Annotated in this window: 11 protein-coding genes and 3 pseudogenes; 4 read left to right on the top strand and 10 right to left on the bottom strand. The window is 43.2% G+C overall.

Annotated elements, in window-relative coordinates; genetic code table 11:
• Positions 1–387 precede the first annotated feature (387 nt).
• Positions 388–561: pseudogene (locus tag GB992_RS09275) on the bottom strand (IS30 family transposase); the annotation flags it as partial.
• Between the two features lie 102 nt (positions 562–663).
• On the opposite strand from GB992_RS09275, the pseudogene GB992_RS09270 reads away from it, so the two are divergent.
• Positions 664–939 (top strand): annotated as a pseudogene (locus tag GB992_RS09270) (magnesium transporter CorA family protein); the annotation flags it as partial.
• A gap of 218 nt (positions 940–1157) precedes the next feature.
• Complete coding sequence (locus GB992_RS09265) at positions 1158–1745, top strand: MarR family winged helix-turn-helix transcriptional regulator (RefSeq protein ID WP_161002194.1); 588 nt, start codon at positions 1158–1160, stop codon at positions 1743–1745.
• Between the two features lie 49 nt (positions 1746–1794).
• On the opposite strand, the gene cysK is transcribed toward GB992_RS09265, so the two are convergent.
• Positions 1795–2712, bottom strand: a complete 918-nt coding sequence (cysK, locus tag GB992_RS09260; protein ID WP_161002193.1) for a cysteine synthase A — start codon at positions 2710–2712, stop codon at positions 1795–1797.
• Positions 2705–3277: a serine O-acetyltransferase gene (gene cysE, locus GB992_RS09255; RefSeq protein WP_161002192.1), complete on the bottom strand. Its 573-nt coding sequence runs from the start codon at positions 3275–3277 to the stop codon at positions 2705–2707. Before cysE ends, cysK begins: the two co-directional genes overlap by 8 nt.
• A 402-nt stretch (positions 3278–3679) precedes the next feature.
• Between cysE and GB992_RS09250 the strand changes: the two genes are divergently transcribed.
• Complete coding sequence (locus GB992_RS09250; protein WP_161002191.1) at positions 3680–5983, top strand: cation:proton antiporter; 2304 nt, start codon at positions 3680–3682, stop codon at positions 5981–5983.
• A gap of 58 nt (positions 5984–6041) precedes the next feature.
• On the opposite strand, the gene GB992_RS09245 is transcribed toward GB992_RS09250, so the two are convergent.
• The 3 genes and pseudogenes from GB992_RS09245 to GB992_RS09235 all read right to left on the bottom strand — a co-directional run bounded on the left by GB992_RS09245 (position 6042) and on the right by GB992_RS09235 (position 8030).
• Positions 6042–6203: a hypothetical protein gene (locus GB992_RS09245; RefSeq protein WP_161002190.1), complete on the bottom strand. Its 162-nt coding sequence runs from the start codon at positions 6201–6203 to the stop codon at positions 6042–6044.
• Positions 6204–6364: 161 nt separating this feature from the next.
• Positions 6365–7392, bottom strand: a pseudogene (gene lplA, locus GB992_RS09240) (lipoate--protein ligase).
• A gap of 323 nt (positions 7393–7715) precedes the next feature.
• The gene (locus GB992_RS09235; protein WP_161002189.1) at positions 7716–8030 is read right to left on the bottom strand and encodes a DUF7671 family protein; all 315 of its coding nucleotides are present in this window, start codon (positions 8028–8030) and stop codon (positions 7716–7718) included.
• A 134-nt stretch (positions 8031–8164) separates the two neighbouring features.
• On the opposite strand from GB992_RS09235, the gene GB992_RS09230 reads away from it, so the two are divergent.
• A complete protein-coding gene (locus GB992_RS09230; RefSeq protein WP_161002188.1) occupies positions 8165–8383 on the top strand; it encodes a P8 family protein in 219 nt (72 codons plus the stop codon).
• Positions 8384–8467: 84 nt separating this feature from the next.
• Here the strand turns inward: GB992_RS09230 and GB992_RS09225 are convergent, their stop codons facing one another.
• From GB992_RS09225 to GB992_RS09210, 4 genes are all read right to left on the bottom strand, one after another.
• Entirely contained in the window at positions 8468–9394 is a 927-nt protein-coding gene (locus tag GB992_RS09225) for a cation diffusion facilitator family transporter (RefSeq protein WP_161002187.1), read from the bottom strand.
• Positions 9395–10134: 740 nt separating this feature from the next.
• Positions 10135–11010, bottom strand: coding sequence for a GNAT family N-acetyltransferase (locus tag GB992_RS09220; RefSeq protein ID WP_161002186.1), 876 nt, complete (start codon positions 11008–11010; stop codon positions 10135–10137).
• 17 nt (positions 11011–11027) lie between these two features.
• The gene (locus GB992_RS09215; protein ID WP_161002185.1) at positions 11028–12182 is read right to left on the bottom strand and encodes an MFS transporter; all 1155 of its coding nucleotides are present in this window, start codon (positions 12180–12182) and stop codon (positions 11028–11030) included.
• A 1055-nt stretch (positions 12183–13237) separates the two neighbouring features.
• The gene (locus GB992_RS09210; protein ID WP_161002184.1) at positions 13238–13648 is read right to left on the bottom strand and encodes a GHKL domain-containing protein; all 411 of its coding nucleotides are present in this window, start codon (positions 13646–13648) and stop codon (positions 13238–13240) included.
• Between the last annotated feature and the right edge of the window lie 83 nt (positions 13649–13731).

Below are 13731 nucleotides of genomic sequence, written 5' to 3'. Positions count from 1 at the left end.
TACATGGATAATTAGCCAAATTTATCTGTATTAGGCTTCTTAGAACGTAAATAATTGAGCAATTGAAGATCAGTTAATCAATATTTAAATTGGTGAGATGACCTTTTATAAATATAGATTGGAATTTTTTTGATAATTAATCAAAGCAGGCACTTTTTTACATAGGTGCTTGCTTTTATTTATCTATACATTATGACCTAGCAGTTAAAAACTGTTTTTACAGATATAAATATAGTATTCTTACTGATTCTTTAATTTTATATTTGGTTAAAGAGCTAGGCTGCCTGTATAATAGATCCAGTAGAGAAGTTAAGGCGGTGGCTATTTCCAATCGGAGGTGGTGCTTATGGTGTTAAACCTTTAAAGCCCATAAGGTAGATTGCAAATTTAATCCGAATTTTTGGACAAATTTGTCAGCATAACCTGATACGGTGTTTGCCAGTCGAGTATTTTAAGCGGTCGCTGGTTAATTTGGAGTAACGTCGTCGTTAAATCTTGAGCACTAATGTGCTCAAAACGAGTCCCTTTAGGATAAAAATAACGTAAATTCCGATTAAATTTGCAATCTACCATAAGATAAAATGTTTTTAAAACTGATAACGTATTTATTTCACAACAATTAGGCATTTATTTTTGATAAAAATATAAAGCAGGAGGATTACAATGCTGAAAACTTATTCTTTAACAAAAGATACATTATCAGTTTCGTCAGAATCAAATATCAAAAATTCTTCTGTTGTTTATGTTTATGGTGACGAACGAGAATATATCGAATCTTTTGAACATAAATATAACTTTAAAATAGGCAATATACTAACGTTTGATGATCGAGTTGCATATGACACGATGATAGATCAGAACGATGAAAAAAGTTTGCTCGTAAGTTTTTTGTTTCCCGAGGTACATGAAGATGGGCATCTAGATAATCTGACGGCATCAGCTCCTAAAAGATGGGTTTGTGGTAAACACCATTTTAAAGGAAGCTGATCTTTTTTGTCCGAACAGCGTTCGGATTAATTTTACAATCTATCATAAGATCACTTCCGTTTAAAAAATGATTGTTTCTCTCGGAAACAATAATGAGTATAGCACCTATTGTTTCCAAAAGAAACATTTCGCGGTAAAATAAATACATTAATTCAAATGGAGGAATGGATATGGGCCATTCACGTGCACAAGAAATCAACGACCTTTATACGGGTCTGCTCAATTTTGAAACGGCCAACCACCCGTTTGACATGCGTTTTCAGCAAGCCATGATGATGCACAAACGTTTTGGCGGTGGACCAGGAAATATTGGCCATCATAATCACCATGATCAACGTAATATGCAAGACTGGGCCAATCGTATCGACCAACATTTCCGTGGACCGCTTCGCGATGTTATGGAAACAATTCAAGCACATCCTCAAATCAATGCACATGGCATCAGTGACGCACTCGACATCTTGCCGGGCACGCTGTCCAAATATCTAAAACGCCTGATTTCACGACGCTTAGTCGATGAACAAACCAATCCAGAAAATCGACGAGAAAAATTTTATAGCCTGACGGATGCCGGCACCTGGCTACTTTCTTTGGCCCACGGGATTCAGGATGAGGACAAAGAGGCAAAAGAAACTGTCGCAAATGAATTTTCACCAGAAGAACAAGATGTCATTGTGCGGTTTCTAGTTGCCATGCGGCACCGTAACAACAATGCTGAACCAACTAGTGATACTAATGATATCAATCCAAACAAATAACCACCAACGGTTAAAAGACTGAACCGTCGGTGGTTATCGACACGAATTATTAATCTGCATAAAGTGATGTTGAGAGATAACGTTCGCCATTATCGGCAGCTAAAGCAAGCACTTTATGGCCTGCACCTAATGTTTTAGCACGTTCAATCGCTGCCCAAACGGCTGCACCACCTGAGAAGCCCAACAGGATTCCCTCTTGGCGGGCAATTAACCGCGCAGTAGCAACAGCGTCCTCACCAGTGACATCGGTGACACTGTCATACACATGAGTGTCCAAAATATCCGGCACAAAACCAGTCCCAATACCTTGAATCGGGTGTTTGCCCGGTTGACCGCCATTTAAAACGGCCGATGCAGCGGGCTCAACCCCAACGATTTCAACATTGGCATTAGTCTCTCTCAGGAATCGACCCGTGCCTGAAATCGTGCCACCGGTGCCTATGCCGGCAACAAAAACATCCGGCGTGCCATCAAAGTAGTCAACAATTTCAGGACCAGTCGTTTCATAGTGCGCCTGCGGATTCAGTTCATTAATGAATTGTCCCAAACGGAAGTAGCCACCTTCCTTGAGTTTGTCATTCACCAGGTTAATGGCGCCCGTAATGCCTTCGCTACCTGGCGTTTCAATTAATTCGGCACCGTAAGCTTTCATAATTTGCTTACGTTCCTCACTGGCCGTATCTGGCATAACTAGCACTGCATGGTAGCCCTTAGCGGCAGCTACCGCAGCAATCCCAATCCCTGTGTTTCCCGAAGTAGGTTCAATGAGCGTCATGTCATGCGTTAAAGTACCTGCTGTTTCTGCGGCTTCGATCATTTTTAAGGCGACACGGTCCTTAACGGAACCAGCCTCGTTAAAGAATTCCAGCTTCACATAAACATCAGCCGCACCATCTGGCACCGAACGTTGAAGCTTAACAATTGGTGTGTGACCGATATAATCTAAAATGTTTTCTTTTTTAATCATGTTGATGACCTACCTTTGTATTTGTTTGAGTGTCTTCTAAATGCATAACCGGTTCATTGGGATGCCATGTTCGAACGACCTTCGCCGGATTGCCAGCAACAGTACTGCCAGTGCCAACGTCGTGGAGCACAACGGCGCCAGCGCCAACTTTGGCAAAGTCATGAACCGTAATATCGCCTAACAACATGGCATTGGCGCCAAGGAGTACGTGGTTACCAATGCTCGGATGTCGTTTGCCTGACTGATCATGACGTGAACCTAAAGTGACACCGTGAAGCATCGTCACATCATCACCAATCACTGCGGTTGCTCCAATGACTACTCCTATGCCGTGGTCAATGAATAGCCGTTCGCCAATAGTCGCCGCCGGATGAATATCCACACCGGTATGATGACGTGTCCAATGGCTAATCAACTCTGCAAGCAATAAATGTTGCCTGCCCCAGAGCCAGTGCGCCAATCGATATCCGACCAACGCCTGATATCCCGAATAAGTTAGCATAACCTGCCAACGCGTTCGTGCCGCCGGGTCTTCCTTGATAATACGGTCAACCGTTTTAAACATGGCAGCCTCCCTTCCATTACTGATAAAATGCGTTCCTACGGGGATACAGATAAACAAAAAAGCATCCACCACACCTGTCCTGGCCCTAGAACCAAGCAGATGGGTGGATGCTAACAAAATTTTCTCGATATCAATTGTTGAATGTCAGTTACGACACAAACAATTCAGATGTGTTAGCGGCTGTTAGACTTCCCCATAAACTTGGTCGGTTGATCAATCCGCTACAACAGTTCATGTTCATCATCGCTAACACCTCTTCCATAAATTTTATAATCGTAGTATACGTGCTTATCTTTTGTAAGTCAACGATTTGTATATTAATCGGCAAACGTCCTGGCTAACGTTTCTGCAACACTCGCGCGTATAATAAGACCAAATCCAACGTAAGGTTTGTGAACAAATATGAGTTTAGCTTTCTTTATTGGTATTTTGATTTTAGCCGTTATTGCCGCTGAAATCGTTTATAACCAGTACCCCGCAATTCCGCTTGCGTTCTATCAAATCGCAGCGGGGATTGCGTTATCATTTATCACTTTCTATCATCATTATCAGTTCGATCCAAAAATCTTTCTGTTTGCGATCATCGCACCCATTATGTTTAATGACGCGCAGGAAACCTCAAACAGCCGTCTCACTCGCAATTTTTCTGACACCCTGTCGTTGGCAATCCTATTAGTGATCACCACTGTTATCGTTGTCGGTTTCGGCGTTCACTGGATTTATCCGGCTTTTGCACTACCATTAGCCTTTATGTTAATTTCCATTGTTAGTCCAACAGATGCAACGGCGGTCAGTTCGATCACCAAGAATCTGCAACTTCCATCGGGGTTAATGGAAACGCTAAAAAACGAGTCACTATTTAACGATGCATCGGGTATCGTAGCTTTCGATTTAGCACTTACCGCCTTTTCTTCTGGCAACTTTTCACCAGCCAGCGGTGTTCTGACCTTTTTGGAAACCTTCTTCGGGGGCATTCTAGTTGGGACAGTCCTCGGGTGGGCTATTGTTGGTTTACGGATTGGATTAATTCATTGGAATGTCGATAATGCATCAACCAGTGTTCCTATCCAACTGCTGACACCATTTTTAGTGTATTTTGTGGCTGAAGAACTTGGTGTTTCCGGTATCTTAGCCGTTGTGGCAGCCGGTCTAATTCACGGTATCGAACGAAACCAATTGCACCTGACTTCCACCAAGATGCAGGTTGTTAGTTCCAGTGTCTGGGGTCTATTAACAGACATTTTAAACGGTTTCGTGTTCGTTCTCCTCGGTGTCAGTTTGCCAACCATTATTGATAACCTCTTCGCCAAACACCAGGTTTCAATCTTAATTTTGATTGGTTTAGCCATTGGAATCTACCTATTGATGATTGTTCTTCGATTCCTCTGGATCCGTCGCTTCCTTAACTTACCATTTCGGAAAGATCCCAATCAGTCGGCAGCATTACTGGCGTTAAGTGGCGTGCATGGCACCGTCACGTTAGCGATGGCTTTCTCCCTGCCGTTGACATTACATGGTGCGTCTTTCCCAATGCGTAACGAGCTCATCTTCATTTCTGCCACTATTATTTTAATCAGTTTAGTCGTTCCTTTATTCACCATTCCGTTCATTTTGCCTAAACAGGATGACGACAATAAAGAAGACTTTCAGGTTTCACACCAAAACATGCTCGATTACGCGATTGCCTGGTTGAAAAATAACGTGCCAAATAATTCCGCTCGTCATACTGTTATTGAAACGCTGGTTGATGAAAAGGGTACCTTGCATCGGCCTGACAAAAAGACCGTTTCGGCTCTCTTTGACGGTGCTGCTCAAGCAGAAGCAGACGCTATCAATGATGAAATTGAAAATGGTAATCTCAACACCAGCGAACAACAAATATACCGTAAATACCTGTTAATGATCACTAGTCGTCGAGCCAACGCCACCGTCAGCACCCAGGTTAAATTACGTTTGAAGTTTGTGTTGATGCGGCTACTTCACCCTGGCAAGCAACGGCAAATTCGTAAACGTGGCCGACAGATGTACAAGCAACACTTAGCCTCCTATCAAAACGAATCAGATCAAACAACGACGGTCATTGACGCGCCCGTTGACACGGTTAAGGACATTACGACCAAGACACAAATTACGACTGAATCGGCATCGACTAGTAACGCTGCGGCTATGAGTAACAAGTCCTCAGAACCTGCTAGTGCGGCAAAGAGTGTTTCCTCTGCTACGGTAACCGTTCGTTCAGTGAACGACTTGCCGGCCAGTCTTAGCGGTGAAGAGGCCGTCTCTAGTGCCACTGCTGAAGCACTGACGAAGAATGACACGGACTCCACCAATGCCCTCATTCAGGTTCTCCATGATAATCCTCATGCTGCTCGTTCCTACACCCGCCGTTTGATGCAAACCATCGAAAAACTAGGTAACGATGCGGCAATGGAATGGCTTTTCAACCAGGACATTACGCGTGACCCCGCAGCCATCAACGCTGTTCGTGATTCTTACATTAAACGCTCGCAACGATTTAGTCGTGATCAAACGGACCAAAGCGAGGCCATCAACTCACTTTTCCTGTCCGCCTTTCAGGCCGAATATCAGTACATTCAAGACGCACTCAGCGCCGACGAAATCTCAATGGATATGGCCAAAACGTTGCGGGAACAAGTTTCCTATGATCAAATGGTCTATATGAAGAATGCGGAAAGCGACAGTTAACTTTTCCTTCATTCATTATTCTTTCAAAAAACCTTCTAAGAACAAAAGAACAGCCAATCTACTGATGTGATTTCAGCAGGTTGGCTGTTTTACTGTCTGTTGTTTTTAAATGGCTCACTGCCGTTACGCTGACCGAAAACGCCGTTCCATGTGGACCAGTCTCAGCCTCCTGAAACCCGGAGTCTTTAACCTTGATTATGAGCCGAAGTACACGTCTCATAAGTCATCCTGCACCACTAAGCGGCAAAGTTCCCGCCGCCAAATGGTGCCGACACGGAACTCTGTTTTCAGTCAGCTCCACTATTGTAACAAGTAAATACATGAGTGCTTGCAAGCTATTATTTGATATTAATTAATGTCTGCTTAAAGCAGCATTCACAACTATTCTTTTTCTAAGATCAGATCAACCAGATCATTAACATCAATGTCGCCAATATTCTGTTTGTAATTACCGGCATTGAGTCCTTCTGTTAGGCCATCCTTGGTGTAAGCAACGTCAAGCATTGCCTTATCAACAATTGCTGGATCACCGCCATTGATAAAATCACCATAGGTTTTAAAATCGGCAATTTTATTATCTTTAAGTGTAAAGTTAAACGCCACGGTGCCAATCTGAAAATGTTTGGAGCGATATTCATCAAAACCTGGATTCTCACCATAGTTCCAGGCATCGGTGTCGTACTTACCAGCTAACCGTCTGTCTATGATCTCCCAGTCATGGTCATTCAAGTGATAAGTTTCGATTTTACTTACGTCGTCAACATGGAATAGCCGCTTTAATAATTCTGCGCGAAATGTTTCAATATCCAAATTTTGGAACTCAGGCTTCAAGTACGACATGATGTTTGTCACCCGGCTATCAACCGATTTAACACCCTTTGATGCCAACTTGTCAGCTTCTGGTGTCAGTACGTCGCTCGCCGCTGTCAAATCTAAGTTGTACATCAATGTCCCACCGGCAGCATATGAATCGCCAACTTTAAACATCGTCATGCCAGAGAACTTTTTCCCGTCAATCACCATATCATTACGACCACGCAGTTGTGCATCCGTTGCTCCCATATCATGAAGAGCATCCAGAATTGGGTTGGCAAATGCATCAAAATGACCAAACTTACTCGTGTCACCGATAACAATATTTTCAAAAATAAGGTTACCAAAATCATGGTATACCGCTCCGCCACCAGAAGTACGGCGCACTAGCTTAATGTTGTTTTTCTTCAAATACGGCAAGTCCACTTCAGCATAAGCATTTTGATGAACCCCAACAATAACGGATGGCTGATTTACATACACGATAAGACCGTGTCCTGGCAAACGCAGATCGTTTACCAAATAGTTGTCTAAGACTGATTAACAATCGGGTCGTAGACGGGTTTGCCATTGCGACTTACATCAATTAAAAACATGCTTTATCCTCCTCTTGGCTTCACAACGCGACTAGATCGGTTATATTGTAAGCCTTTTCATGTTCGATAAAACAGTTTTATTCTCAACTGACCGAGCTGGTTTTTACATTATCTATATGAGCGAGAGGGCGCCAACATTGATACCGAGTCGTGAAAGTAACGTTAATTCGGATGGTTTTCCCGAATTTAGGTTACGGACGGTCGGCAAGACTCAATGGTTTGCGAGGCTTGGCGGCGAGGTGAAAGACCGTGAACTTCGGGCTTGAACCGGTCCCACGGCGAGCGTGTCAATGTTGGCAACCGGAAGCGGAAGCGCGAACCATCTACAATCCGTCAGTAATATTGTTTGAGGAACGTAATTGCTCAACGAGGTCATCACTGATACGCTCGCTGGTGAACCGTTGCATCGGCGTCCACTGGTGACGTTCTTTGAATGGCACTGGATAAGCCGCAATAATAGCCACCATCAAGTTGTTTTCAGTCAGAAACAATTGTCCCAAACGATCAAACTTGCCCTTCGTATGTTTGCCAACCCGCCATTCATGTGTTTTGTCATCACCGCTTACAACATATTTACCACTATCATCAGTCGTCATCGGAATGCCGACAAATCGTGTCACTTCGTACTTACCCTTCATTTGTTAATCCTCCAAATTATCTATTTTGATGTTACCACATCGTTTTCATAAAAAATTTCAATTAATTGGTTCACATTGGTCAAAAAGGACTACCATAGATGGTGATCATAAAAGAAAGGGAGGCTGATTTCAACATGGCACAAGCAGTTGAAATGACTAAGTTACTAGACGAACCAATGAACGAAGTGTTTGACTGGAGCGACAGCACCCTACCGATTCGCGACGCAGTATGGAACCACTACATGGACGAAGATACTCATGACACCAACAAAACGGCCGATGAAGTAGCTCCTTATATGTCCATGAAGGACGACGAACTTAAGGCAGCGGTTGAAAAGTTGCTAAAGAAGTAGTCGCGAACGACAATTAAACATTCCATTAATAAATACCAGTCAGACGAATTTACCGTTCATCCGACTGGTATTTTGTTTGTCTACCTAATGCTTCTTGTGTTTGTGAATAGTGGCAGGGTCTGGCACAGCGGCCACGTCAGTATCCGTAATGCCATACCGATGACGCATCAAACGTTCAATGCGTTCGCTCAAACCATAGCTGTCCAAAATGTTCATCTCTGCATCTACATAAATCATCACGTCTAATGTCACAAGGTTACCGTTATAGTGAGCTTTTAATTCGCCCACGCCGCGCACACCGTCCACATCTTCAATCGCGTCACGATATGTGGCTTCCATTCGCGGGTCAAAGTAATCTGCCAAATTAAGACTACTATCCAAGAAAATCTTCAATCCGGCAAACAGAATAAACAGACCAACCACAATACTAGCCGCACCATCCAGCCATGATAGGTTAAATAACAGTGCTCCACCAATTGATACAAACGTCCCGATGCTAGTGAAAGCATCACTTAAACTATCTTGTGCGGATGCCGTTAATGCAGCATTCTTCAGTTTTCTGCCAGCCTGTCGGTTTAGATACCACACAATCAGCATGATGACACTAGCAATCGCTGCCCCAATCAGCGCCACCGGTTGCGGAACGACCCGTGTATTCGGATTAATAAGTCCACGAATACCGCTATAGATAACCTGTAACGAAATACCAATCATGATGATTCCAGTAACCAATGTAAAAATCGTTTCAGCACGAAACCGGGTGAATCTAACCCGCTGCATCGTTCCCATCGTTTGCCCCTGATTAGTCATGCTAATGCCGCGGTCAAACGCATCATCGTCCGTATCCCGAGCGATGTGCAAACCGAGCATCAACAACAGGCTTGACACGATTCCTGACAAATTGTTAAATGCATCAGCGCGCAATGTTTGTGATTGACTCATTTCCGCCAATACATACTCAATAACCGAAATCGATAAATAAGCCACCAGGTTCAGACCCAAATGTCGCATTGCCCCGCCAAGTTTGCTAATTTCAGCGGCTTGCGTTTGTAGCCAATTCTTTTGTTCTCGTTCTAAATGTCGTCCAATATGATTGTTGATGATTGTCGCACTCCATTTTTGTTTTCATCATCCAGCTTAGCGACTTTAAGACCATGAAACAAGTAAAGTGAGTTGGCATCCGTTTCAAATAATATGCCGATTAAGATTGCCACTTTCGTGCACAAAATTATGCAAACTTTCAGTGAAACGACTACAATAATAATTGTAATTGAGATTTGTGTTATGAATTTTCATAACCGCTGAAAGAGGTGAACATACATGGCAGAAGAATTTCCAGAAGGCCAAGAAGCCAAAGAAGAACGTCGTACCATCAATGTTGATGGTGTTGAAGTCACCCTGTTCGTTCGTGACGATAAGTTCAGCAAGTAATGTTTGTTTACACTAAATAAGTCCACCGAATGTCGTTTTCAAACGACGCCGGTGGACTTATTTTTTACTTTTTTCAGATTTGAAAGCGTTCCGCCAGGCAGAGGCTCCGGTTCATGGGACCGGACTCAGCCCGAAGGACACGGTCTTCATCCTCGACTTGAGGCCATCAAAAACCGATGTCCTCAAGCTCGTCCCGCAATACTAAGTGACCAAAACCTTGTCACCAAGTATTGCCTTCACGAAACTACGCCTTTGCCTGGCTACACTAACATTAGCTGTTGATATAGTTTGCACACATCATACAAAGTGGTATCGCTTAATTAGTCATTTATTTTTGCCTGAACACTAACACTTTCAAATGTCCGCTCTACTTTAAAGTGGAGACCCGTATAAAAGTCTCCGGCAGCCTGCTTCCTGAGCGGCCAATTTAAGTGAACTTTCTTTTGGTCGAGATTTTGAAGGCACATCGTTTTGACTAATGAACGAGCGATTCCCTGATGACGATAGTGGTCATCCACAATAATATAGTTAAGGAATAGATCTTCACCATCACGCGCATACAGGTTAAATCCAACAATTTGTTGATTAGAAAAACAACAAATCATCGTCGATTGATCATAGTCAGCCAAAATTGTGTCAAACGCAGCTGAGCCACCAGGAAAATTGGCATTGAATAGTTTGAGACAGCCAGACTTCACTGTATCTGTTAATACTGCGTCATGGCTAAGCTGATACGTTTGCATTTCTACGTGACAAATGTCATCTATAGCTAATTGACTAAGTTGAGTAACGTCCGCAATTAAGCGTCTGTGACCAGCAGTTTTAAGTGAGCGATTTTTTCGACTGAGCTTTGCAAAGTATTGGGTCAAATTCGTACCGAAAAAATGAATTTCTGATGATTCTCTTTCATACAGGTAGCACACCAGCGTCTGTCGGCTTTTAAAGTCATTTCCAAACGGGCCCCATGTCTCGGCAATCCAGCGGCTATTTTCCTGATATCGTTCAACTAGCAAAATCCCAGTTAACTTGTCTTCGTCGATGTTACAAAGAAAGTAGTGATCATCCATTTCAGAAATATCCTGAATCATTTCATCGACATTATCGGACACAAAACCACAAAAAGTGGTCTCGTGATTATGGTCAATTAAATAAGTCATCCATGTATTTGATACCGTTTCAAATCGTTTGATCACCATAAGAACTCCATTAAGATTTATTTGCCATTCGGTTGCCTGTCAACTGCCAGTATCAGCAGCCCCGCCCCAACAATATCAGCGGCACATAGCCACAGGAACATAGCAGGATACGACGTGGCTTCAATGATTAAGCTACCTAGTAAAGGTCCGACAGCCCGACCAAAACCGCCTGCCAGACTGCTGATGGACTGAATGGTCCCCCGGTTGTCTGGCGTCGCAAATTCATTCAGCCAAGCCGGAATCGTTGGCATTACGATCATTTCACCAAACGTCAGTAGTAACATCCCCATCACAAAATTAATATAGTACGGCTGGTGAATAATCATTAAAAAGGAACAGGCAAATACTACCGTACCGAAAATAACTTGGTACTTTTTGCGTGGAAAAATACGTGGCAGTATTCGGTTACCAAACGGCTGAATCAGCACAAGTACAACGGCATTCAGCGTGAATAAAGCACTATACTCAGCCACAGTGGCTCCGTGACTAGTCATATACGTGGATAAATTAGTGTTCCATTGTGAATACCCAATCCAAATCACAAAGAAAGCGAACGCAATCAAAACAATTGAACGAAGCGCACCATGGATTGGTTTGGAAACAACGTTATTCGTCGATCCTTTAACTACCTGAGCGTTCCCGTCCTCCAGTTTGAAAATGTCGATGAGGACAGCTAGACCAAACAAGATGCCTGGAACCAGAAATGTGAGGTGAATGCTGACGGCAAACAGCACGCCGGCGCTCAGAGAGCCAACTGCCATCCCCGCATTGGCCGCGAGAAACGAATAATTAAACATCAACGGTTCATCAGCTTGCAGAATTGCGACCAGCCCGTTGAAGGAGGCAAACGCCGTCCCTATGCCTAGCCCGTAAAATACCAAAACAATCGGATACAACGGCCAAGTTGGCGACAATGCAATAATTAATAACGACAATGACGCGACTGTTTGACCAACAATAACTGGGCCTTTATGGCTCCACCGATCAAATAATCGGCCACCAATCACGTTCCCGACCATTGATGCGCCAGAGAAAAATAGTAGCGTCGTGCCAGCTACTGACAATGGCTTACCCAAAACATTATGAATGTAAATCGTGGTAATTGGCATCACTAATCCGATGCCCATGTTGATCAACATGCTGATGAGTAACACCCACTTGTGCTTTAACACATGACAAAACATCCTTCCGCAAGAACAGCGTCTGTCAAATGCCTTCCATGAATCCGGTTAAACCGGTTGCTACCTATTATGGCAAAACAATAAACATTTACAATGACAAATTCTCATATTGTTGGTATACCAATGCTTTGAAATGACTCTCAAAACAATTTAAAAGAATTTCTTAAGTTGGCGAGTTTTTCTTTTGTAAGCGGTTACGTTTCGTGTTACTATACTTGTGAGGAAAGGAATTACCTCCTCAATCGACGCCTTCTCATAGAAACTGTGCCGGGCTGGTTCTTGGAACCACGGTTGACAGTTTGATTGCTACCCCGGCATTTTCAGCCGGTAGTCCGCAGGCCACGTAAAGTTATGATGTTGAAAGACATCTATCGCGCATTGATGACGCAATTAGCCATCCGCGCCAAAAGTCGGTGACTAGTAGGTTATGGTAGCTACCCGAATTAAAGCTCCAACAAGTTCTGTTTCATCTGTTTCAAAAGTTCTATACCAAAGTTTCAAGTTGAGCATGTGATGTTGGTTGTTTTTCAACTCTCTAAGCAGGCGATACCAATGACCAAGTTTGTATAAAAGAAACCCGATGCTTTGAGTTTCTGCGTTTCCCGTACCAAAACCGTAAAGGATTCACTTGGGAGGTGTATGGCCGATACAGAGTCATATGTGTTCCACGCGTAATACCGATACCGCCGTTTGCCTGTCGATCAAATGGTGATGAGCGGCCAGTGGTAATGTTGATTACTACTCCGCCCACATTAGCAGACAGTTTACAAGTGGGCAGGTAGGTCAGGACACGGCGTTACGTAAATTAAATATTGAGGTGTTAGCTCATTCCGAATTGTAAAACGAATGTCACGCCGATTGAGGATCTTTCCTTGATGTAACAGGTTCCGGGTAGAGAAGGCTCGGAACCTTTTTTGTGCATAAGGATATAAAAATGCCATCTCACTGACCACCTCGTCAGCAGGATGACATCTTGCATTAATCGCAACGTATTAAAATTTCAGACCAGACACTGAATGGTTTAAGTCTCAAATTAAATCATTTAACTAAGCTTTAGGAACGTGAATGGTGGTTACAAATTGTCGGTCGTCAATCGTTTGTTCAACAGTGATTCCCTGTCTGGCTAACCGGCGAATGTTGCTCATACCGATTCCCATATGTCCCTGCTTCGTAGTTACACCGAACCGAGCAACCTTGCTCAAATCAATCGTGGTATCACCTGGAATCATGTTAGTCACTCGAAAAACATTACACTTTTCAGTTGGTGCTGCACTGAGTTGCACAACTTTATCGCTCTCTTCCGCAGCATCTAGTGCATTGTCGAGTACGTTACCAAAGATCCTTACCAAATCAATGGAGCGTTCCTCACGTAACTGAATGCCTTCATTGATACGAACGTCAAACTTAATCTGGCGTTTTTCCGCATCAATTAATTTTGAATATAAGGTAGATTGCAAATTTAATCCGAATTTTTGGACAAATTTGTCAGCATGATCTGATAAGGTGTTTGCCAGTCAAGTATTTTAAGTGGTCTCTGATT

Source organism: Furfurilactobacillus milii (assembly GCF_009863985.1).
In the GTDB taxonomy this organism is placed as follows: Bacteria; Bacillota; Bacilli; order Lactobacillales; family Lactobacillaceae; genus Furfurilactobacillus; species Furfurilactobacillus milii_A.
This window is presented reverse-complemented; position numbering and strand designations above follow the sequence as displayed.

What these genes read in the sequence shown, in the direction of transcription:
- cysK (WP_161002193.1), bottom strand. Translation starts at nt 2,712, where the DNA reads ATGATTAAAAAAGAAAACATTTTAGATTATATCGGTCACACACCAATT.
- GB992_RS09250 (WP_161002191.1), top strand. Translation starts at nt 3,680, where the DNA reads ATGAGTTTAGCTTTCTTTATTGGTATTTTGATTTTAGCCGTTATTGCC.
- GB992_RS09220 (WP_161002186.1), bottom strand. Translation starts at nt 11,010, where the DNA reads ATGGTGATCAAACGATTTGAAACGGTATCAAATACATGGATGACTTAT.
- GB992_RS09235 (WP_161002189.1), bottom strand. Translation starts at nt 8,030, where the DNA reads ATGAAGGGTAAGTACGAAGTGACACGATTTGTCGGCATTCCGATGACG.
- cysE (WP_161002192.1), bottom strand. Translation starts at nt 3,277, where the DNA reads ATGTTTAAAACGGTTGACCGTATTATCAAGGAAGACCCGGCGGCACGA.
- GB992_RS09225 (WP_161002187.1), bottom strand. Translation starts at nt 9,394, where the DNA reads ATGCGACATTTGGGTCTGAACCTGGTGGCTTATTTATCGATTTCGGTT.
- GB992_RS09245 (WP_161002190.1), bottom strand. Translation starts at nt 6,203, where the DNA reads ATGAGACGTGTACTTCGGCTCATAATCAAGGTTAAAGACTCCGGGTTT.
- GB992_RS09230 (WP_161002188.1), top strand. Translation starts at nt 8,165, where the DNA reads ATGGCACAAGCAGTTGAAATGACTAAGTTACTAGACGAACCAATGAAC.
- GB992_RS09265 (WP_161002194.1), top strand. Translation starts at nt 1,158, where the DNA reads ATGGGCCATTCACGTGCACAAGAAATCAACGACCTTTATACGGGTCTG.